This window comes from Pseudomonas sp. TH15 (genome assembly GCF_016651105.1).
In the GTDB taxonomy this organism is placed as follows: domain Bacteria; phylum Pseudomonadota; class Gammaproteobacteria; order Pseudomonadales; family Pseudomonadaceae; genus Aquipseudomonas.
This window is the reverse complement of record NZ_JAEKEL010000001.1, coordinates 1,636,866-1,656,413: the sequence shown is the minus strand read 5'-3', so window position 1 is coordinate 1,656,413 and position 19,548 is coordinate 1,636,866. Positions and strand designations below refer to the sequence as shown.

The 19,548-nt window shown below is 60.5% G+C and carries 17 protein-coding genes; 6 read left to right on the top strand and 11 right to left on the bottom strand.

Annotated elements, in window-relative coordinates; translation table 11 throughout:
• Nucleotides 1-71: 71 nt before the first annotated feature.
• Genes miaA through JFT87_RS07430 form a run of 5 tightly spaced genes read right to left on the bottom strand, consistent with a single transcriptional unit; the run spans nt 72 to nt 6,338 of the window.
• Nucleotides 72-1,043: a tRNA (adenosine(37)-N6)-dimethylallyltransferase MiaA gene (miaA, locus tag JFT87_RS07450; RefSeq protein WP_201200123.1), complete on the bottom strand. Its 972-nt coding sequence runs from the start codon at nt 1,041-1,043 to the stop codon at nt 72-74.
• Nucleotides 1,043-2,953, bottom strand: a complete 1,911-nt coding sequence (gene mutL / locus JFT87_RS07445; protein ID WP_416195305.1) for a DNA mismatch repair endonuclease MutL — start codon at nt 2,951-2,953, stop codon at nt 1,043-1,045. Before mutL ends, miaA begins: the two co-directional genes overlap by 1 nt.
• Complete coding sequence (locus JFT87_RS07440; protein ID WP_274610060.1) at nt 2,950-4,380, bottom strand: N-acetylmuramoyl-L-alanine amidase; 1,431 nt, start codon at nt 4,378-4,380, stop codon at nt 2,950-2,952. The genes mutL and JFT87_RS07440 overlap by 4 nt, the downstream gene beginning before the upstream one ends.
• Nucleotides 4,381-4,851: a tRNA (adenosine(37)-N6)-threonylcarbamoyltransferase complex ATPase subunit type 1 TsaE gene (gene tsaE / locus JFT87_RS07435; protein WP_201200122.1), complete on the bottom strand. Its 471-nt coding sequence runs from the start codon at nt 4,849-4,851 to the stop codon at nt 4,381-4,383. It lies immediately after the preceding gene.
• Nucleotides 4,839-6,338 (bottom strand): NAD(P)H-hydrate dehydratase, encoded by a 1,500-nt coding sequence (locus JFT87_RS07430; RefSeq protein ID WP_201200120.1) that lies wholly within the window; start codon nt 6,336-6,338, stop codon nt 4,839-4,841. The genes tsaE and JFT87_RS07430 overlap by 13 nt, the downstream gene beginning before the upstream one ends.
• A 63-nt stretch (nt 6,339-6,401) precedes the next feature.
• Here JFT87_RS07430 and queG point away from each other — a divergent pair, with 63 nt between their 5' ends.
• Nucleotides 6,402-7,466, top strand: a complete 1,065-nt coding sequence (gene queG, locus JFT87_RS07425; protein ID WP_201200118.1) for a tRNA epoxyqueuosine(34) reductase QueG — start codon at nt 6,402-6,404, stop codon at nt 7,464-7,466.
• 20 nt (nt 7,467-7,486) lie between these two features.
• On the opposite strand, the gene JFT87_RS07420 is transcribed toward queG, so the two are convergent.
• Nucleotides 7,487-8,098, bottom strand: coding sequence for a trimeric intracellular cation channel family protein (locus JFT87_RS07420; RefSeq protein WP_201200116.1), 612 nt, complete (start codon nt 8,096-8,098; stop codon nt 7,487-7,489).
• A 209-nt stretch (nt 8,099-8,307) separates the two neighbouring features.
• Nucleotides 8,308-8,850: an oligoribonuclease gene (gene orn, locus JFT87_RS07415; protein ID WP_201200115.1), complete on the bottom strand. Its 543-nt coding sequence runs from the start codon at nt 8,848-8,850 to the stop codon at nt 8,308-8,310.
• A 107-nt stretch (nt 8,851-8,957) separates the two neighbouring features.
• Between orn and rsgA the strand changes: the two genes are divergently transcribed.
• Nucleotides 8,958-9,989: a small ribosomal subunit biogenesis GTPase RsgA gene (gene rsgA, locus JFT87_RS07410; RefSeq protein WP_201115147.1), complete on the top strand. Its 1,032-nt coding sequence runs from the start codon at nt 8,958-8,960 to the stop codon at nt 9,987-9,989.
• A gap of 114 nt (nt 9,990-10,103) precedes the next feature.
• Here the strand turns inward: rsgA and JFT87_RS07405 are convergent, their stop codons facing one another.
• The 4 genes from JFT87_RS07405 to motA all read right to left on the bottom strand — a co-directional run bounded on the left by JFT87_RS07405 (nt 10,104) and on the right by motA (nt 14,027).
• Nucleotides 10,104-10,697, bottom strand: a complete 594-nt coding sequence (locus tag JFT87_RS07405) for a hypothetical protein (RefSeq protein ID WP_201200114.1) — start codon at nt 10,695-10,697, stop codon at nt 10,104-10,106.
• A gap of 174 nt (nt 10,698-10,871) precedes the next feature.
• Entirely contained in the window at nt 10,872-12,005 is a 1,134-nt protein-coding gene (locus JFT87_RS07400; RefSeq protein ID WP_201200113.1) for a sterol desaturase family protein, read from the bottom strand.
• Nucleotides 12,006-12,095: 90 nt separating this feature from the next.
• Nucleotides 12,096-13,172: a flagellar motor protein MotB gene (motB, locus tag JFT87_RS07395; RefSeq protein ID WP_201200112.1), complete on the bottom strand. Its 1,077-nt coding sequence runs from the start codon at nt 13,170-13,172 to the stop codon at nt 12,096-12,098.
• A gap of 3 nt (nt 13,173-13,175) precedes the next feature.
• Nucleotides 13,176-14,027, bottom strand: a complete 852-nt coding sequence (motA, locus tag JFT87_RS07390) for a flagellar motor stator protein MotA (protein ID WP_201200111.1) — start codon at nt 14,025-14,027, stop codon at nt 13,176-13,178.
• Nucleotides 14,028-14,193: 166 nt separating this feature from the next.
• On the opposite strand from motA, the gene JFT87_RS07385 reads away from it, so the two are divergent.
• From JFT87_RS07385 to JFT87_RS07370, 4 genes are all read left to right on the top strand, one after another.
• Nucleotides 14,194-15,732, top strand: coding sequence for an HDOD domain-containing protein (locus JFT87_RS07385; protein WP_201200110.1), 1,539 nt, complete (start codon nt 14,194-14,196; stop codon nt 15,730-15,732).
• 41 nt (nt 15,733-15,773) lie between these two features.
• Nucleotides 15,774-16,589, top strand: a complete 816-nt coding sequence (gene rhdA / locus JFT87_RS07380) for a thiosulfate sulfurtransferase (protein ID WP_201200109.1) — start codon at nt 15,774-15,776, stop codon at nt 16,587-16,589.
• Nucleotides 16,590-16,607: 18 nt separating this feature from the next.
• Nucleotides 16,608-17,468 (top strand): archaetidylserine decarboxylase, encoded by an 861-nt coding sequence (asd, locus tag JFT87_RS07375; protein WP_201200101.1) that lies wholly within the window; start codon nt 16,608-16,610, stop codon nt 17,466-17,468.
• Nucleotides 17,469-17,616: 148 nt separating this feature from the next.
• Nucleotides 17,617-19,392, top strand: a complete 1,776-nt coding sequence (locus JFT87_RS07370; RefSeq protein ID WP_242487241.1) for a molecular chaperone — start codon at nt 17,617-17,619, stop codon at nt 19,390-19,392.
• Nucleotides 19,393-19,548: the final 156 nt, after the last annotated feature.

Here is a 19,548-nt window from a genome sequence, read left to right as displayed (position 1 = left end):
CAATATAAAAAATAGGTAAACAGATGGCTTGAGCCGTCACACCCCCAAGGATAGACGGCAATTGCAAGGACTCAGCTCAATATGGAGATGGTCCCAAGGTATTTCAAGGCGCGCGGCAGATTGTCGCAATCGAGGCTGTCCAACCAGTGTAAATCAGCCCAACTGCGTAGCCAGGTGAACTGGCGCTTTGCCAATTGGCGCGTGGCAATGATTCCCCGCTCCTGCATCTCGGCTTGCGTCAGCTTGCCATCCAGGTAATCCCAGACTTGTCGGTACCCTACAGCGCGTATAGACGGCAACCCTGAATGCAGGTCACTTCTCGTACGCAGGGCTACGACCTCGTCGATGAATCCCTGTTCCAACATATTTGTGAATCTTTGTTTAATACGGGCGTGCAGTACCTGACGATTAGCCGGAGCGATGGCCAAGTTCGCGACAGTATAGGGCAATTGTTGCAGTCCCGAAGCGGCTGCTTCAGTACTTTGCGCAGATTGTCTGAGTCGCAGCTCGGTCATGCTCTGACCGCTGACACGATAAACTTCCAGTGCCCGACTGAGACGCTGGGGATCGTTCGGGTGAATTCGCGCGGCGGAGACCGGATCAATCAGCGCCAATTGATCGTGCAGGGCCTGCCAGCCAAGGCGTGCAGCCTCTTCTTCGATTTGCGCGCGAACCTCTGGATCGGCCGCCGGCATTTGCGCCAGGCCTTCGACCAAAGCCTTGTAGTAGAGCATCGTGCCGCCTACAAGCAGCGGAATTTTGCCTCGCGCGGTGATCTCGGCCATAGCCTCCAGAGCATCACGACGAAAATCCGCCGCCGAATAGCTCTGCGCCGGGTCGAGAATATCGATCAAGCGGTGTGGGAATTCGGCCAATAGTTCTTTGGAGGGCTTGGCAGTGCCGATGTCCATGCCGCGATAGACGAGCGCCGAATCGACGCTGATCAGTTCGCAAGGCAGGACTTTGGTCAGTTCGATAGCCAGATCGGTCTTGCCCGCAGCGGTCGGGCCCATCAGAAAAATCGCTGGAGGAAGCTGGCTCATCAACGACCGCGCAAGAACAGTTTGTCCAGATCGTCCAGGCCCAATTGGGTCCAGGTCGGTCGGCCATGGTTGCATTGACCGCTGCGTTCGGTGTTTTCCATGTCCCGCAGCAGGCCGTTCATTTCAGGCAAAGCCAAGCGTCGATTTGCCCGGATCGCGCCGTGGCAGGCCATGGTGCCGAGCAGTTCGTTCAGGTGCGCCTGAATCCGGTCACTGGTGCCGTATTCCATCAGGTCGGCCAGTACGTCGCTGACCAAGCGGTTGGCTTCCGCCTGCTTGAGCAGTGCCGGGATCTGCCGGATCGCCAGGGTTTCCGGACCAAGGCGCTGCAATTCAAAGCCCAGCCGCTGGAACCAGGCGATGTTCTCTTCGGCGCAATCGGCTTCGCGCTGGCTCACGGCCAGGGATTCCGGGACCAGCAGCGGCTGGCCGCTCAGGCCTTCGCTGGCCATGGCGACTTTCAGGCGTTCGTACATGATCCGCTCGTGAGCGGCGTGCATGTCCACCAGCACCAGGCCTTGGGCGTTTTCCGAAAGGATATAGATGCCCTTCAGCTGCGCCAGCGCATAACCCAGTGGCGGAATGTCGTCCTGCCCGGCCGGCAGCGCTACTGCGTTGGCTTCGGGCAATGGCGCGAAGAACTCGCGGTAGGCCGCCTGGGCTTCCGCAACCGGCACGCCAGATTGAGGCCGCGGCGTGTACTGATACTGATATCCGGCGCCAGCACCCGAACCTGCCGCCGTATTGAACGACGGTTGCGCTTGCGGCTGTTCCAGCAAGGCATTGGCCGCCAGACGCATTTCGCCTTGCGGGCCGAACTCACCGGCATCGATGCCGGTAGGTCGGACGATGGCCGTCGCCACGGGTGCCGCCAGATGATCGTCCGGCCGCACATCGCCCAAGGCGCGGTGCAAGGTGCCGTAGAGGAAATCGTGAACCATGCGCCCGTCACGGAAACGCACTTCGTGCTTGGTCGGGTGCACGTTGACGTCAACGCCCGCCGGATCGACTTCGAAAAACAGCACGAACGTCGGGTGCCGGCCGTTGAACAGCACGTCGCGATAGGCCTGGCGCACCGCGTGGGCCACCAGTTTGTCGCGCACGGCACGGCCATTCACAAAGAAGTACTGCAAGTCTGCCTGGCTGCGGTTGAACGTCGGCAACCCGACCCAACCCCACAAATGCAGGCCATTGCGCTCGATTTCGATCGGCAGCGCCTGCTCCAGGAACCCCGCGCCGCAAATCGCCGCCACACGCCGGGCACGGGACGCATCATCATGAGCTTCGTGCAGACTGAGGATGGTCTTGCCGTTGTGGCGCAAATGGAACGCCACGTCGAATCGCGCCAAGGCCAGGCGTTTGATCACTTCTTGCAAGTGATCGAATTCGGTTTTTTCGGTCTTGAGGAATTTGCGCCGGGCCGGGGTGTTGAAGAACAGGTCCCGCACTTCCACCGAGGTGCCCACTGGATGGGCGGCCGGTTGCACACGGGGTGCCATGTCCCGACCTTCGGTTTCGACTTGCCAGGCCTGATCAGCGTCCTTGGTGCGGGACGTCAGGGTCAGGCGCGCCACGGAGCTAATCGACGCCAGGGCTTCACCGCGAAACCCGAGGCTCATCACCTGTTCGAGGTCTTCGAGGTTTCGAATCTTGCTGGTGGCGTGCCGCGCCAAGGCCAGCGGCAGGTCATCGGCAGAAATGCCGCTGCCGTCGTCGCGCACTCGCAGCAGCTTGACGCCGCCCTGCTCGACATCGACATCAATGCGCTTGGCGCCGGAGTCGAGGCTGTTTTCCAGCAACTCCTTGATCACCGATGCCGGGCGCTCGACCACTTCACCGGCGGCAATCTGGTTCGCCAGTCGCGGGCTAAGCAGCTCGATACGAGCGGTATTGGTCAGCGCCTGGTTCATTCTTTGGCCGCCAGTTCAGTGCCGGGAATGGTCAGGGTCTGGCCGATTTTCAGCTCATCGCTTTTCAGATTGTTGGCGCTGCGCAGGGTCGCCGGGGACACCTGATAACGCACGGCAATCATCGCCAGCGTCTCGCCCGGGCTGACGCGATGGTCACGCGGCCCTTGGGCGATCTTGCCCGAATCGCGCAGCCAGGCAATGTAGGTGCCCGGCGGCGGGTTCTGCTGGAAGAACTGGCGGACGCCGGCGCTGATGGAACGCGCAAGCGCCTGCTGATGGCTAGCTCCAGACAGCTTGGTCGCTTCATTAGCGTTGGAGATGAAGCCGGTTTCCACCAGGATCGACGGAATATCCGGCGACTTCAGGACCATGAACCCAGCCTGCTCGACGCGTTGTTTGTGCAACGGCGTGACGCGACTAATGTTGCTCAAGACCTTTTGGCCAACGTCCAGGCTGGAGGTCAGGGAAGCGGTCATCGACAGATCGAGCAGCACGCCAGCGAGCATGCGGTCCTTGTCGTCGAGGCTGACGCTGCCGGCACCGCCGATCAAGTCAGAACGGTTTTCGCTATCGGCCAGCCAACGGGCGGTCTCCGAAGTGGCGCCGCGATCTGACAGGGCAAACACCGATGCACCAAAGGCTGCGGCGGAAGGCGCGGCGTCGGCGTGGATCGAGACGAACAGGTCGGCGCCTTTCTTGCGGGCGATTTCAGTACGGCCACGCAACGGGATGAAGTAGTCGCCGGTACGGGTCAGTTCGGCGCGGTAGCCCTTCATGCCGCTGATCTGGCGCTGCAGCTCACGGGCGATGGCCAATACCACGTCTTTCTCATGCTGGCCGCGAGAGCCCGAGGCACCCGGGTCTTCACCGCCGTGACCAGCATCGATGACCACAACGATGTCGCGCTTGCCGGCCGGAGCTGGCGGCAGTTTCACCGGAGGATCGACTGGGGTGACCGGGACCGGAGCCACCGTCGCGACGTTGCTCGGCGGCGGCGGAATGGGGGCGGCGGCTTCGGCGCTATCGAACAGGTCGACCACCAGGCGATTGCCGTACTGGGCGTTCGGCGCCAGGACAAAGCTTTTCGGCGTGACGGCTTTTTTCAGGTCGATGACCACCCGCAAGTCGGTTGGCGTGCGCTGGGCCGAACGCATGGCAGTAATCGGAGTATTGGAGGTGTTGACCTTCAACGGCGCACCGAGGGTCGCGCCATTGATGTCGATGACCAGCCGATCCGGCGAAGTCAGGGTGAACACGCTGTGCTGCACCGGCCCCGAGAGGTCGAACACCAGTCGTGTGTTATCCGGTGCTCGCCACAGGCGAACGCTGTTGACCTTCGAATCGGCCACAGCGTCGACGGTCACCGCCAAAAACAACAATCCTACGGCAGCTACCATCGCGCGAAAGCGCATACCTGACCCCATCATTTAATTGGTTTCCAATGCCAAAGCGGCACACCACGACTCGCCACGCGAGCCTTGTGGCAAAATTTTCAGCGAACGCCCGCTGTCTTGCGGGCTAATGGTAATGGTCAGGTCGGGCTTTGGCAAAAACCCTGCACCCTTCTGGGGCCATTCGATCAAACACATGGCATCGTCGTCGAAGTAGTCGCGGATGCCGAGGTACTCCAACTCTTCCGGATCGACCAGTCTATAGAGGTCAAAATGGAAGGCCCGGATGTCGCCAATCTCATAGGGTTCGACCAGGGTAAAGGTCGGGCTTTTTACCGCGCCCACATGCCCCAAGCCACGGATGATGCCACGGGACAGCGTGGTTTTTCCCGCGCCGAGATCGCCCTCGAGAAAAATCAGGCCATGGCCTTGGGTGGTTTGCGCAATCCGCGCGCCAAACGCGGTCATCGCTTCTTCATCCGCCAGGTACAGGATTATTTCAGACACGGTGCTTGCTCCTCCAACAACTGACGAATGGCTGGGATCAGATCACTGGCCGCCAGCCCACGGCCCGATTTACCTTCCTGTGCACCGGCATTGGCGTGTAGCCAGACCGCCAGGCACGCGGCGTCGAACGCCGCCATGCCCTGGGCCAGCAAGGCACCGACCAGACCGGCCAGTACATCGCCCAGACCGGCGGTGGCCATCGCCGGATGGCCCTGATGACAAACTGCCAAACGCCCATCGGGGCTGGCGATCAGACTGCCGGCACCTTTTAGAACCACTACAGCTGTGTATTTTTTGCTCAATGCGTGAGCGGCGGCGGGACGATCCGCCTGAACTTCGGCGGTGGTCATGCCCAGTAACCGCGCCGCTTCGCCCGGATGCGGGGTGATGATGCAATCTGCGGGCAACTTCACCTGTTCTTCGGCCAGCATATTCAACGCATCGGCGTCCCAGACTTGCGGCAACGGCGCGTTGGCAGCAGCAGACAACAAGCTTTTGCCCCAAGCCGCCTGACCCAAGCCTGGACCGACGACTAACACGGACACCTTTTCAAGCAATCCCATGAGCTGATTAGCCGACGAAGTGCCCAACACCATGGCTTCAGGGATTCTCGCCAGCGCGGCCGGAACGTGTTCGCTGCGCGTGGCCACGGACACCATGCCGGCACCACTGCGCAACGCGCTTTGCGCGCTCAGCAGGATCGCGCCGCCAAAACCGCGATCACCGCCGATCAGCAGCACATGACCGAACTTGCCTTTATGCGAGGTTGGCGCCCGAGCGGCCAGGCGCGGCAGGTTACTCGCCGTCAGGCGACGGGCGCTGATGGCGGCACTTTCGATCAATTGCGGGTCAGCGTGCAGATCATTGAAAACCAACTCGCCCACCACGTCCGCCGCATCACCGGTGAACAGTCCCAGTTTCAGACCGATGAACGTCACGGTCAGATCAGCCCGAACGGCCGCGCCAAGCACGCGACCGGTATCGGCACACAGCCCCGACGGGATATCCACCGCCGCCACCGGCAGGCCGCTGGCATTGATCGCGGCGATGACGCTGGCGTAAGGCTCACGCACTTCACCGGCCAGGCCAGTGCCCAGCAGCGCATCCAGCATGATGCCGCGCAGTTCGGCGTTGGCGCTCCAGGCGTCGATCATTACTTTTTCAGAAACGGCTTCGGCATGGGCCAACGCCGCATCACCTTGCAAACGCTGAGGTTCACCGACCGTCAACACCCGCACCGTCCATCCGGCTCGCCGGGCCAGCACTGCGACCAGATAACCGTCGCCAGCGTTGTTGCCGTGACCGGCCAGCACCGTCAATTCGTTCGCGGTTGGCCACTGGCGGACCAGCGCACGCCAGGTCGCCCGGGCCGCACGCTGCATCAATTCGAAGCCCGGCGTGCCGGCCGCGATCAGGCTCGCATCGAGCCCACGCACTTGCGCGGAGCTGTACAGCGCGTCGGGTAAATCATCTTTAGTGTGCGGCATGCGTCTTCGGGCTCCGATGTCTGGCAGAATTATACGCATCTCAGCTCCGGTTTCTCTCGCCTCATGCCCGCTATTACTACAGACCTCCCCGCCCTGGCCCAATCCATCAAGGACTGGGGCCGCGAGCTGGGCTTTCAGCAAGTCGGCATCAGCGGCCTGGACCTGGCCGAGCATGAGCAGCACCTGGAGCGCTGGCTCGAAGCCGGCTACCACGGCGAAATGGAATACATGGGCGCCCACGGCAGCAAACGCTCGCACCCGGAAGAACTGGTGCCCGGCACGTTGCGTGTAGTGTCCCTGCGCATGGACTACCTGCCCGGCGACACGCAAATGGCGCAATTACTGGCCCAACCGGAAAAAGCCTACGTATCGCGTTATGCCTTGGGCCGCGATTACCACAAATTGATCCGTAAACGCGTGCAACAACTGGCAGAAAAAATTCAGGCCGTGATCGGCCCGTTCGGTTACCGCGCCTTCGTCGACAGCGCCCCGGTGCTGGAAAAAGCCATCGCCGAGAAGGCTGGCCTTGGCTGGATCGGCAAAAACACCCTGGTCTTGAATCGAAAGGCCGGCAGTTATTTCTTTCTCAGCGAACTGTTCGTCGACCTGCCACTGCCGGAAGACCCACCCCACGCTACCGAACATTGCGGCAGCTGCACCGCGTGCCTAGACATCTGCCCGACCAACGCCTTCGTCGGCCCGTATGTGCTGGATGCCCGGCGCTGCATTTCCTACCTGACCATCGAACTGAAGAGCGCGATCCCGGAAGACTTGCGACCGCTGATCGGCAATCGGGTGTTCGGCTGCGACGACTGCCAGATCGTTTGCCCGTGGAACCGCTTCGCCCGTCCGTCCGGCGAAAGCGACTTCAAGCCACGGCACAACCTGGACAACGCAGAACTGGCCGAACTGTTCATGTGGGACGAGGAGCGGTTTCTCAGCAGTACCGAGGGTTCGCCCTTACGCCGGGCCGGGTATGAGCGCTGGTTGCGAAATCTGGCGGTCGGCCTGGGGAATGCGCCGTCGAGTATTCCAGTGCTGGAAGCGTTGAAGGCGCGCAGGCATTACCCGTCAGAACTGGTGCGTGAGCATGTCGAGTGGGCCCTGAAACAACACGGACTGGCGTAGGACGCGGAACCGTGTGTAGATCAGGCTTCGTCGTTGTAGACGAACTTCGGCATTTCCCAGTGAAACCGAATCGCCAGCAAGCGCAGCAGAAAACCACCAAACAGCGTGATCAAAATTGCCTGTTCACCTGGTAATTCCAAGTAGATGCAAAGCATGTAGCACCACGCCGCCGCAAACGAGACGCTGGCGTAGAGTTCGCGGCGGAAGATCAGCGGAATGTCGTTGCAGAAGATGTCCCGCAGGATGCCGCCGAAAACCCCGGTGATCACGCCGCTGACCGACGCCACCAGCATGCCGTGGCCCATTTCCAGCGCCGTCATGCAGCCGATCAGCGTGAACGCGACCAAACCCACGGCGTCGAGCACCAGAAACAGCGAGCGCAGGTGACGCATCCAGCGGGCGGTGAAGACGGTGAACATCGCCGCGACCGAGGTCAGCACCAGGTATTCCGGGTGTTTGACCCACGTCAGCGGGTAGTGACCGAGCAGCACGTCACGCACAGAACCGCCGCCCAACGCCGTGACGCATGCGATCAGCACCACGCCAAACCAGTCCATGCCGCGACGGCCGGCAGACAAGGCACCGGTCATGGCTTCGGCGGTAATGGCGATCAGGTAGAGCATCAGCAACATGGTGGCGGTCCTGGCAGGAGGGCGCGCAGTCTAGCCATTTCGTGGCGGCACCAAAAGAGGGCAATCAGAAAGCCTGTGGCGAGGGGGCTTGCCCCCGTTGGAGTGCGAAGCGCTCCCCTGCATCCCGTCAGTCATACCGCATGCACAGGTTTACGACTGCTTCGCAGCCGAACGGGGGCAAGCCCCCCTCGCCACAAGACGCCGCCACATCAGAACTTGATGAAATGCTTACGGTAGTGCTGCAACTCGGCAATCGATTCGCGGATATCGTCCAGCGCCAAGTGAGTGCTGCCTTTTTTGAAGCTGTCACGCACGTCCGGCGCCCAGCGTGCGGCCAGCTCTTTGAGCGTCGACACGTCGAGGTTGCGGTAGTGGAAGTAGCTTTCCAGAGATTTCATGTGCGTATAAAGGAAGCGACGGTCCTGGCAGATGCTGTTGCCACAGATCGGCGACTTGCCCTTTGGTACCCATTTTTCCAGGAAGACGATGGTTTCGGCTTCGGCTTCGGCCATGCTGATGCGGCTATCGCGAACCCGTTGGGTCAGGCCCGAGCCGCCGTGTTGACGGGTGTTCCACTCGTCCATGCCGGCGAGGATCGCGTCGCTGTGGTGGATGGCGATCACCGGGCCTTCGGCCAAAGTGTTCAGATCACTGTCGGTGACAATGGTCGCCATCTCGATGATAACGTCGGTATCAGGGTTCAGACCGGTCATTTCCAGATCGATCCAGATCAGATTCTGCGGGTTTTGCATGTGTCGGCTCCTAGGCAATGCTGCGCAGTTTAGCCTAGGCAACCGGCCGGGCGTGCTAAACTCGCGGCCGTTTTACCTAATCGCTGCATTCTTGATACGGAACACCCATGGCCAAACGCCAACTCAATCGTCGTCAAAACTGGCGCATCGAAAAGATTCAGGGCGAACGCGCTGCCCGCGCCGCCAAACGCGAGTCCTCGGCTGTCGAGGCACTTGAGGGCGGCGACCTGGGTCCGGAACAGACGGGCCTGGTGATCGCGCACTTCGGTGTGCAGGTCGAAGTCGAAGCGCTCGACGGTGAGCTGGCCGGCCAAGTGTTCCGCTGTCACTTGCGTGCCAACCTGCCGGCGCTGGTGACCGGCGATCAGGTGGTCTGGCGTGCCGGCAACCAGGGCATCGGGGTGATCGTGGCGCAACTGCCGCGTAAAACCGAACTCTGCCGCCCGGACAGCCGTGGCCAGCTGAAACCGGTCGCGGCCAACGTCGACATGATCGTCATTGTCTTCGCCCCGCTGCCTGAGCCGCATGCCAACCTGATCGACCGTTATCTGGTCGCTGCTGAGCACGCCGGGATTCGTCCACTGCTGCTGCTCAACAAGTTCGACCTGATCGACGAGCAGAACGCCCCAGCGCTGAATGCCTTGCTGGCGGTTTACCGCACGCTCGGTTACCCGGTGCTGGAAGTGTCGGCCCACCACGGCAACGGCATGGAGCAATTGCAGGAGCAACTGGACGGGCGCATCAGCGTATTCGTCGGCCAGTCCGGCGTCGGCAAATCCTCGCTGGTCAACAGCCTGCTGCCGGAAGTCGAAACCCGCGTCGGCCCGTTGTCCGAGCTGTCCGGCCAAGGCACTCACACCACCACCACTGCGCGATTGTTCCACTTCCCCGGCGGCGGTGAGTTGATCGACTCCCCGGGCATCCGTGAATTCGGCCTCGGCCACGTCAGCCGTGCCGACGTCGAAGCCGGTTTCATCGAGTTCAACGACTTGATCGGCACCTGCCGCTTCCGCGACTGCAAGCACGACCGCGAACCGGGTTGCGCGCTGCTCAAGGCGTTGGAAGATGGGCGTGTGCAGCAGCAGCGGATGAATAGTTATCGGTCGATTATTGCGAGTTTGCCGGAAACCAGTTACTGATCAGCAAGCTTCAAGCGTAAAAAAACCGCGAGATTCGCGGTTTTTTTCGTTCAAGTTTTGACGATGGTTTTATCCGGCCAACGACCTCGATCCAAGCCGTGAGACATCCGCTGGTCAAACTTGAAACCTTCTCAGCGGCCCCAGAGGGTAATCAAACCGCTTCAACGACTCTTCAAACCCAAGCAGAAAATCATTCCACTGAGACTTCTTCAGCGAAAAAACAAACCGAAATTGCGCGTCGTCATTCCTCTCGATGACAACGCCGCGATCCCGCACGCTGAACCAGCCATTCTGAACATAGCCGGAAATTTTCTTGATGTCCGAGCGGGGTATCACGCTGCAATAGCGCTCTGCGCCCAACTGTTTTTCGATGGTGACACTCAATGCATCAAAGCTCACGTGCACATTATCGTCGTCAGGATGGACTGCATCGACCTGAGCCTTGGCCTCCGATCGTTCTACAGATTTGATGATCACTGTCACGAATACAATAACCGCAGCCCCGGCGAGCACCAGATAAACACCGGGATCGGAAAATGCACGCCTTCCGAACACATTCGCAAGCAAAAAAGCCGCTAAAAGGACGGCGTATATCCATCGTGTACTGGACTCCATAAACAGCCAGGCCTTACCAAACGGTTTGACGTACTCCTCTTCGGGATAAACATAAATCGTCTCGATAAAATTCGCCGGAATTACCACACTCACGCCTGACACTCCCTTTCTTCAAATCCATTTAGCAACACATGATAACCAGCACTCGAACGGGGCTTTCCAACTGGCTTGAGGGCAGACGAAAAGAATGATCCCGCGCGAAAAGCAACCATTCGAAAGCCACAAGAAAAAGCCGCGATCATCGCGGCTTTTTCACCTCCACACGCCCTACTTCGGCTCAGGCGTCTTAAACGCATAAAGGTGCTGTTGCACAATCCCGCCCGGCAACTCTTTGCCAAACACGCCATAACGCACCGGCCATTCTTTCGGCGGCAGCTTGAAGGTGCCGAACAGCATGTCCACCAGCGGTGTGTGGATCGCGTAGTTCTTGTAGATGTAGTCTTTGTGCCGGGCGTGGTGCCAATGGTGGTAGCGCGGCAGGACGATCAGGTAATTCAGCCAGCCGCCGTTGATCCGCACGTTGGCGTGCGCCAGCACGGCCTGGATGCCGACCAGGATCACATAGGCATTCAACGCCTGCGGCGCGAAGCCCAGCAGCATCAGCGGCACCAGCACGCCGGTGCGGGTCAGGAGGATTTCGATGAAATGCACGCGTGATCCGGCGAGCCAGTCCATGTGCGTGCTGGAGTGATGCACGGCATGGATGCGCCACAGAAATGGCACAACATGGTAGAGCCGATGCAACCAGTACTGGCCCAGATCCGCCACCAGTATCGCCAGCAGGAACTGCACCACCAACGGCAGGCTTTGTACGCTGGCCTGCAAGCCCGGCGACACTGCCCAACCGGCGATGTAACCCGACGAGGCGGTGATGAAAATCAGGATGAACTGCACCAGCATATGGCTGACGAAAAAGTAGGTCAGGTCGGTACGCCAGTGCGGGCGCAGGATGTTCTGCTCGGGGTCTTTGGAATACAGCTTTTCCAGCGGAATAAACACGATGGCCGAGATCAGCAGCGCCAGCACAAACCAGTCCAGACCGAGCGAGTAAGGGGTCTGCCCGATCTCGCTGACCTGCACATTGGTGCCGCCGAGAACCACTGCCAGCCCTGACGCAACCAGGCCGGTGATGCCCAGGCGTTTACGTTTGTTGAGCAGGATGTTCAGGGTGCCGAGGCTGAACGACAGCACCAGTCCGAGCAACAGGGTGGTGCGCGCGAATTGCTCGTCGTAGACCTTGCGCAGCTCGGCCGTGGTCAACCATTCGGGGAACAAAAAGCAGAACACCGCCAGCAGGCTCAACAGCCCGAGCGTGGCCGAGATATAGCCACTGACCCGACCCTCGCCGAATATGAAGGGGGCGTTGCCGTGCCGCTGAAAATAGGCTTTGAGTCTTTCCATAACTGATCTTCCGTGATTGCGAATACTGCGACTGGTCAATGCGACGCAGGCAGGCACAAAAAAGCCACGGTAACCGTGGCTTTTTATGGGTCACTGTTTCGGCGCGGGGGCCGGTGCAGTAGCCGGTGGCGCTGTCGGCGTGGGCGCCGCACCTCCCGGCCCGGCCGGTTTGGGTGCAGCGTCGTCGAACAGATTCAACCGTTCGCGCAACTCATGCGCCGGCACCGGTTGCTGATCCGCCGGCAAGGCGTTCGGATCGACCGGCGTCGCCGGAGCGGCACCGTCCTGACCCTGATCAGCCGGTTTGGCCGGATCTGCACCTTGCGAACCTTCGATCGCTGCCTGAGCCTTTTTGGTCAGCACGACGATGTCGATACGGCGGTTGACCGGGTTGAACGGGTTTTCCTTGTCGAACAGCGCCGACGAGGCGTAACCGACGACCCGCGCCACTTGCGCATCCGGATAGCTACCGGCGACCAAGGCACGGCGAGCGGCGTTGGCACGGTTGGCCGACAATTCCCAGTTACCGAAATCACCAGTGCCGGAGTACGGCTTGGCGTCGGTGTGACCGCTGATGCTGATCTTGTTCGGCACCGCTTTGATGGTATCGGCCATGGCCAGCAGGATGTCTTCGAAGTACGGTTTCAGACGAGCCGAACCTGAGTCGAACATCGGCCGGTTATCCGCGTCCATGATCTGGATGCGCAAGCCGTTCGGGGTGATCTCGAACAGGATTTGGTCCTTGAACTTCTGCAACTGCGGGTTCTCTTCGACCTTGTTCTGCAGTTCTTGCAGCAGCAATTCCAGGCGTTCTTTCTCGACCTGTTCGGCCATGCCTTCGACCTGGTCGGTATCGACCGTCACCTTGTCCGGCTGCGGCTGGGATTTCACCTCAGGGTTGAGGGTGTTCTCCGGCGCCAGGGTCGGTGTGCCGCCCAAATCGATGATGTACGGCGTGCCGCTTTCGGAGAAGCCGACCGGGTCTTTGAAGTAACCGGCAATGGCGATCTTCTGTTCCGGCGTGGCAGTGGACAGCAGCCACAACACCAGGAAGAACGCCATCATCGCCGTCGCGAAGTCAGCGAAGGCGATTTTCCAAGCGCCCCCGTGATGCCCGCCAGCAATGCGCTTGACGCGCTTGATGATAATCGGCTGATTATTTTCCATGGCTTAGCGACCGCGAACGGCTTGTTCCAGCTCGGCAAAGCTAGGACGGTGCGCCGGGTACAGAACCTTGCGACCGAACTCCACCGCCAGCGATGGCGGCATGCCGGAAGCCGAAGCGACCAAGGATGCCTTGATGGCTTCGTAGACGTTCAGTTCTTCCTTGGCGTCGTGAGCCAGGGAGTGAGCCAGCGGGCCGAAGAAGCCGTAAGCCGCGAGAATACCGAAGAAGGTACCGACCAGCGCCGCACCAACGTGCATGCCGATGGCTTTCTGGTCGCCTTCGCCCAGGGAAGCCATGGTCACCACGATACCGAGTACCGCCGCAACGATACCGAAACCCGGCATGGCGTCGGCAATGCCGTTTACCGCGTGGGATGGGTGTTCCAGGTCTTCTTTAAGGCTGTAGAGCTCCATGTCGAACAGGCCTTCAAGCTCATGGGGAGCCATGTTGCCGGAGGACATGATGCGCAAGTAGTCGCAGATAAACGCGGTCATGCGTTCGTCTTTCAGTACCGCCGGGTACTTGGCGAAGATCGGGCTGGCAGAGGCATCTTCAATGTCGCCTTCGATGGCCATCATGCCTTCGCGGCGGCTCTTGTTGAGGATCTCGTAGATCAGGCCCAGCACTTCAAGGTAGAAGGTGTGGCTGAAGCGCGAACTGAACATGCCCAAGGATTTCTTGAGCACGTGCAGGGTCATGTAACCGGGGTTGGCCTGCAGGAATGCGCCAAGGGCCGCACCACCGATAATCATCACCTCGAAAGGCTGGATCAGGGCGGCAATCTTGCCGTGGGAAAGCACGTATCCGCCGAGCACGCTCGCGAATACGACGATGATGCCGATAATTTTAGCCATAGGTAGGAGAGTACTTACTGAGTCGGGTTCAAGGTCATATTCGGAAGTTAAAAAATCTCTTCTTCTACTTATCGGCAAAACTGCGCCAGACTATAGCCAGTTCAGGCGAAAAGCCAATTTAGCCCGCGCCGGGCGTGTTTACCGCCAATGATGATCCCGTCCAGCCATGGCTAACGAAACGAACGTTCCAACCCCAAAACCGACCACTCTTGAAGGCTGGGTCAAGCTTCTCGATGGAGTGCGCCTGCCGGTTCCGCAAGAGAGTCATGACCGGGTCTGCAAAGCCATTCGCGATAGTCGCAGCTCATTGCGCGACATCGCCGAGCGGATCCAGGACAGCCCGGCCCTGGCCTTGAGCGTGATTCGCGAAGCCAACCGCCACACCCACGGCAGCATGAGCGAGCCAGCGGAAAACCTTGAAGTGGCGCTCAGCCGCCTCGGTTTGAAACGTGCCGAAGAGTTGCTCGCTCGCCTGCCCGCCGTACCTCAGGCCGAGATCCCGGTGGCCCTGCGCCAATTGCAACTGATCAGCCAGCACGCGACCCAACAGGCCAACGGTTTTTTCGCCAGTCGCCTGGCGCGGCTGTGGCAGGACATTCATTGGGGCAGCCTGCTGTTTCTCTCGCCGCTGTGGCCGATGGCGCTGACCCATCCACAGTTGCTCGAAGAATGGGAACTGCGAGTCATCCATAAAGGTGAGTCGGCTCGCAAAGTCGAAAAGCAATTGTTCGGCGTGCGCCTGCTGGAGATCTGTCTGGCGCTGGTGGATATCTGGCGCCTGCCGATCTGGGTGCAACAGGGCTATCGCCTGCTGCTCAACGAGCAACGGGAACTGGTGAAAGTCCTGCGCATCGCCCGGGACAGCGATCATCCGTTGCGTCAGCAAAACCGCCTCGACGACGATCCAACCCTGCGCCGCTGGCTCAACCAACCGGCTAACACCGTGCTGTTGGCCAACGGTCTGGCGCTGTCGGCGCAACAGGCCTGGGACAGTCCGCACAGTGAACGCTGGCAGTTCCTGACCAGCCTTTACCTGCAAATCTCGATGGATGAAGTGCAACAGCAATTGCACCAACAGGCCGCCAACAGCGCCCGACATCACGCCATGCCGGACCTCTGGCACCCGGCGGTTTCGCTACTGTGGCCGTGGGGCATGAATCACATTCACGCGGGTTTGCTGCCGGCCCCGGCACCGACCACCGAAGATCTGACAAAGTGGCGCAAACAATGTGCCGAACTGTTGGTGGAGCCGAGCCGTTTTACCAATGCAATGCACCTGACCACCTCGGCGCGGGATGCACTGGTGGCCTGCGGCATGCGTCGGGTGATGATCCTGATGGCCGACCGCACCCACGCCAATCTGCGGGTGCATCAAACGGCCGGGCTGGCGAAAGAAGCCGCCGGGCTGAATTTTGCGGTTAGCCAAAGCAACGTGCTGCAACGCTTGCTCTCGCAGCAAGCCCAGGTACGCCTGACGCCGGACAACAATGCCCAGTTTTCGGCCCTGCTCCCTGCCGGCCTGCGTTCACAGTTTGGCGGCGAACACCTGTTGCTGCGTTCACTGGTCAATAATGGCCGGGTGATCATGATTGTGGTGGCGGATCAGGGCGGCGGGCCGTTCTCGGAAATCACCGTGCAAGCCTTCGGCAAAACCGCGCAGTGCATTGAAAAGGCACTCCACAGCTTTAGCACCCGTGGCCAATAGGCTGCGCTACAATCCTCCCCTTTGTGCTCTGGAGACCTCACATGTCTGACTTCTCTGGCTTGCCGCTGGTCATCGAGCCGAGCGACTTGCTCCCGCGTCTCGACGCCCGCGATCTGATTCTGGTGGACCTGACCAGCAGCGCCCGCTACACCGAAGGGCACCTGCCCGGTGCGCGTTTTGTCGATCCGAAACGCACGCAACTCGGTCAGGCGCCAGCGCCAGGTTTGCTGCCGACCCACGCCTCCCTTGAAGCATTGTTTGGCGAACTGGGCCACAACCCTGATGCGGTCTACGTCGTTTATGACGACGAAGGTGGCGGCTGGGCTGGCCGGTTTATCTGGCTGCTGGATGTCATTGGCCACAGCAAATACCACTATGTCGACGGCGGTCTTCCGGCCTGGCTGGCAGAAGGCTTGCCGATGTCGATCCAGATTCCGGCCCCGGTCGGCGGCCCGGTTGCCTTGACCCTGCACGACGAACCCACCGCCACCCGCGAGTACCTGCAAAGCCGTCTCGGCGCTGCGGACCTGGCGATCTGGGACGCCCGTGGGCCGCTGGAGTACTCCGGCGAGAAGGTCTTGGCGGCCAAGGCCGGGCACATCCCGGGTGCCGTGAATTTCGAATGGACTGCCGGCATGGATCAGGCGCGCCACCTGCGCATCCGCACCGACATGCCACAGATCCTCGAACAACTCGGCATCAGCAAAGACAAAGAAGTGATCACCCACTGCCAGACTCACCACCGTTCTGGCTTCACCTATCTAGTGGCCAAGTCCCTCGGTTATCCGCGGGTCAAAGGCTACGCCGGCTCCTGGGGCGAATGGGGCAACCATCCCGACACCCCCGTAGAGATTTAAGGTTTTTAAGGACAGTTAATGAATAAGCGTTTGTTTATCCTCAGCCAATACCTGCTGCCCCATCACTTGCTCTCGCGACTGGCCGGCTGCATTGCCGAATGCCGCGTGCGCTGGTTCAAGAACGTCTTCACTGCGTGGTTCGCCAAGCGTTATCAAGTGGACATGTCTCAGGCACTGGTCGAGGACCTGACCGCCTACGAGCACTTCAACGCATTCTTCACCCGCGCCTTGAAAGACGGCGCGCGTCCACTGGACGAAACCCCGGGCGCGATCCTCAGCCCGGCCGACGGTGCGGTCAGCCAACTCGGCCCGATCGAACACGGTCGCGTGTTCCAGGCCAAGGGCCACAGCTTCAGCGTTCTGGAACTGCTGGGTGGCGATGCCGCCAATGCCGCGCCATTCATGGGCGGTGATTTCGCGACCATTTACCTGTCGCCGAAGGATTACCACCGCGTGCACATGCCGCTGGCCGGCACCCTGCGCGAAATGGTCTACATCCCGGGCCGGATCTTCTCGGTCAACCAGACCACCGCCGAAAACGTTCCGGAACTGTTCGCCCGCAACGAGCGCGTAGCGTGCATTTTCGACACCGAGCGCGGGCCGATGGCCGTGGTGCTGGTGGGCGCGATGATCGTGGCGTCGATTGAAACCGTTTGGGCCGGGTTGGTGACGCCGCCTAAACGCGAGCTGAAAACCTTCCGTTACGACGAAGCCGCCCGTGCGCCGATCCATCTGGAGAAAGGTGCGGAACTGGGTCGCTTCAAACTGGGTTCGACCGCTGTCGTGCTGTTCGGGCCGGATCAAGTGAAGTGGGCTGAAGAGCTGGCGGCCGGCACGCCAGTGCAGATGGGCCAGGGCATGGGTTTGCCAAAAGCCTGACCCCCGAAACACGCCGCTCCCCGTAGGAGCTGCCGCAGGCTGCGATCTGTTGATCTTGTTTTTTACAATCAACATCAAAAGATCGCAGCCTTCGGCAACTCCTACAGGTTGAAAGCCAGCCTGGTCATTTGCTGCTATGGTTTTTGGCATGAGCCAAGCCATCTCCCCTACGCTTTTACGCGCCCCAACGCCAACGCAGTCACGCCTGTCGTTCTGCGAAGCCACCCCGCGCGACCTCAAGCGCTGGATCGCCAACCTGCCCAAAGCCAACATTGGCGAAACCGCTCGCCAGTTGTATCAGGGCCTGAGCGAACTCAATCAATTGCTGACGCCCAGCGACAATCGCCTGCAACTGCTCGAGTTGTTGCGACCCGAGGTGTATTACGTCTGCAAGCACCTGGAACGGCATTTCCTGCATCAGGCGATTGTCCTCGACGAGCGCTCGCGCAAGATCGCCAACCTCTGCCAGGCGCTACAAAGCCATTTGGCGATCGGCTACAAGCAGATCGTCATGCGGATCGCGCCACGTTTCAGCAAGGACCGCGCGCCGCTGCTCGCCACCGCCTTGCAACGGATCGCGCATGCACTCAAGGGTCAACTGGTGCGCGCCACGCAGTTGTATAGCCCGGCGCCGGAACATCTGTGGTTCGAGCTGCATCAGTTGTATCGCACGGCCTGTGAACTGCAGTTGCAACAGCGCCGGCTGCATGACGATCTGGCCAGTCTCACCACAGAATTGAGCCTTGAACAAACCTACATTGCCGCCCTGCTGCTGGGCAGCGCTCGCTGCAATCAGTTGCGCCAGAACCAGATCGCCCGACTGGCTGAAGTGCTCGAGCCGTGGAGTGCCCTGCTCAAACTGCATTCCGGTCGCTCGGACGCAGGCCTGTTTGCGATCAGCCCGGAAATCGACGCTGGGCCGCGCTACCGCACTATGTTTCGCAGCGAACAGCAAGCTGGACTGGTCGGTTTCGATCCGCAACCGCTGGTGAAAACCCTCGAAGCGCATTTAATCCATCAGGACACTTCAACGCCGTTGCCGATCCCGACGGGCCTCAGCTTCGACACCCTGCAACACCTTCACGCGAGCTGGGGTGAGGCCGCCGAACGCAGCTTTCAACGCACTGTAGGCGCAGGCAACCTGACCGTGTGCGTCGGCATGAGCGCCCTGCACTTCTATCTGGGTGGCGAACGTACCTTCAGCGAGTTACTCAAACACCCCGGCGCACGCGCGGCGAACTTCAGCAGCGCTGTGGCCAAGGGTGAAAAGGACAGCTGGAGCCAGGCCTTCGACGCCGCGCCGCAGAGCAACGAACAGTTTTTGCCCTACGAAGAGATTCAATACGATCACTTGGTCGAAGACGACAGCAGCACCGATAGCACGCCGCATTACCCGACTTACGCGTTGCCGGTGGTCAATCACAGCCCCGGCGGTTATTGCCTGGCGTGGCCCGGTGCGGTGCCCGCCGAGCTACAGGCCGGTGAAATGGTCGGTATTGAGGATTCTGCCGGTCAGGGTTGGAGCATCGCCGTTGTGCGCTGGATTCGCCAAGTGCGCGGCGGCGGCACGCAGATGGGTATCGAGCAAGTCGCACCTTACGCCGAGCCTTGTGGCCTGCAATTGGTGCGCACCCGAGACGATCACAGTCAGTACCTGCGCGGCCTTCTACTGCCGGCCATCAGCGCCATCGACTTGCCCGCCACCCTGCTGGCCCCGCGCTTGCCGTTCCAGGAAGGTAACAAGGTACTGATCAACACCAACGGCCATGAACGGCGCGCCGGGCTGGATCGACGGGTGTCGAGCACCAACAGCTTTAACCAGTTTGCCTATCGCTCGCTGGAGGCCAGTAAAAACGAAAACGCCGCGGGGAGCGGCGTGGTCGGGGCGCAAGAGGATTTTGATTCGTTGTGGAAATCGCTTTGAGAGCGAGCCCAATACCTGTGGCGAGGGGGCTTGCCCCCGTTCGGCTGCGCAGCAGTCGTAAATCCATACAACTCGGTCTGACTGAACGAATGCAGGGGGCCGCTCCGCGACCCAGCGGGGGCAAGCCCCCTCGCCACAGAAGCCAGCTCAGGCAAC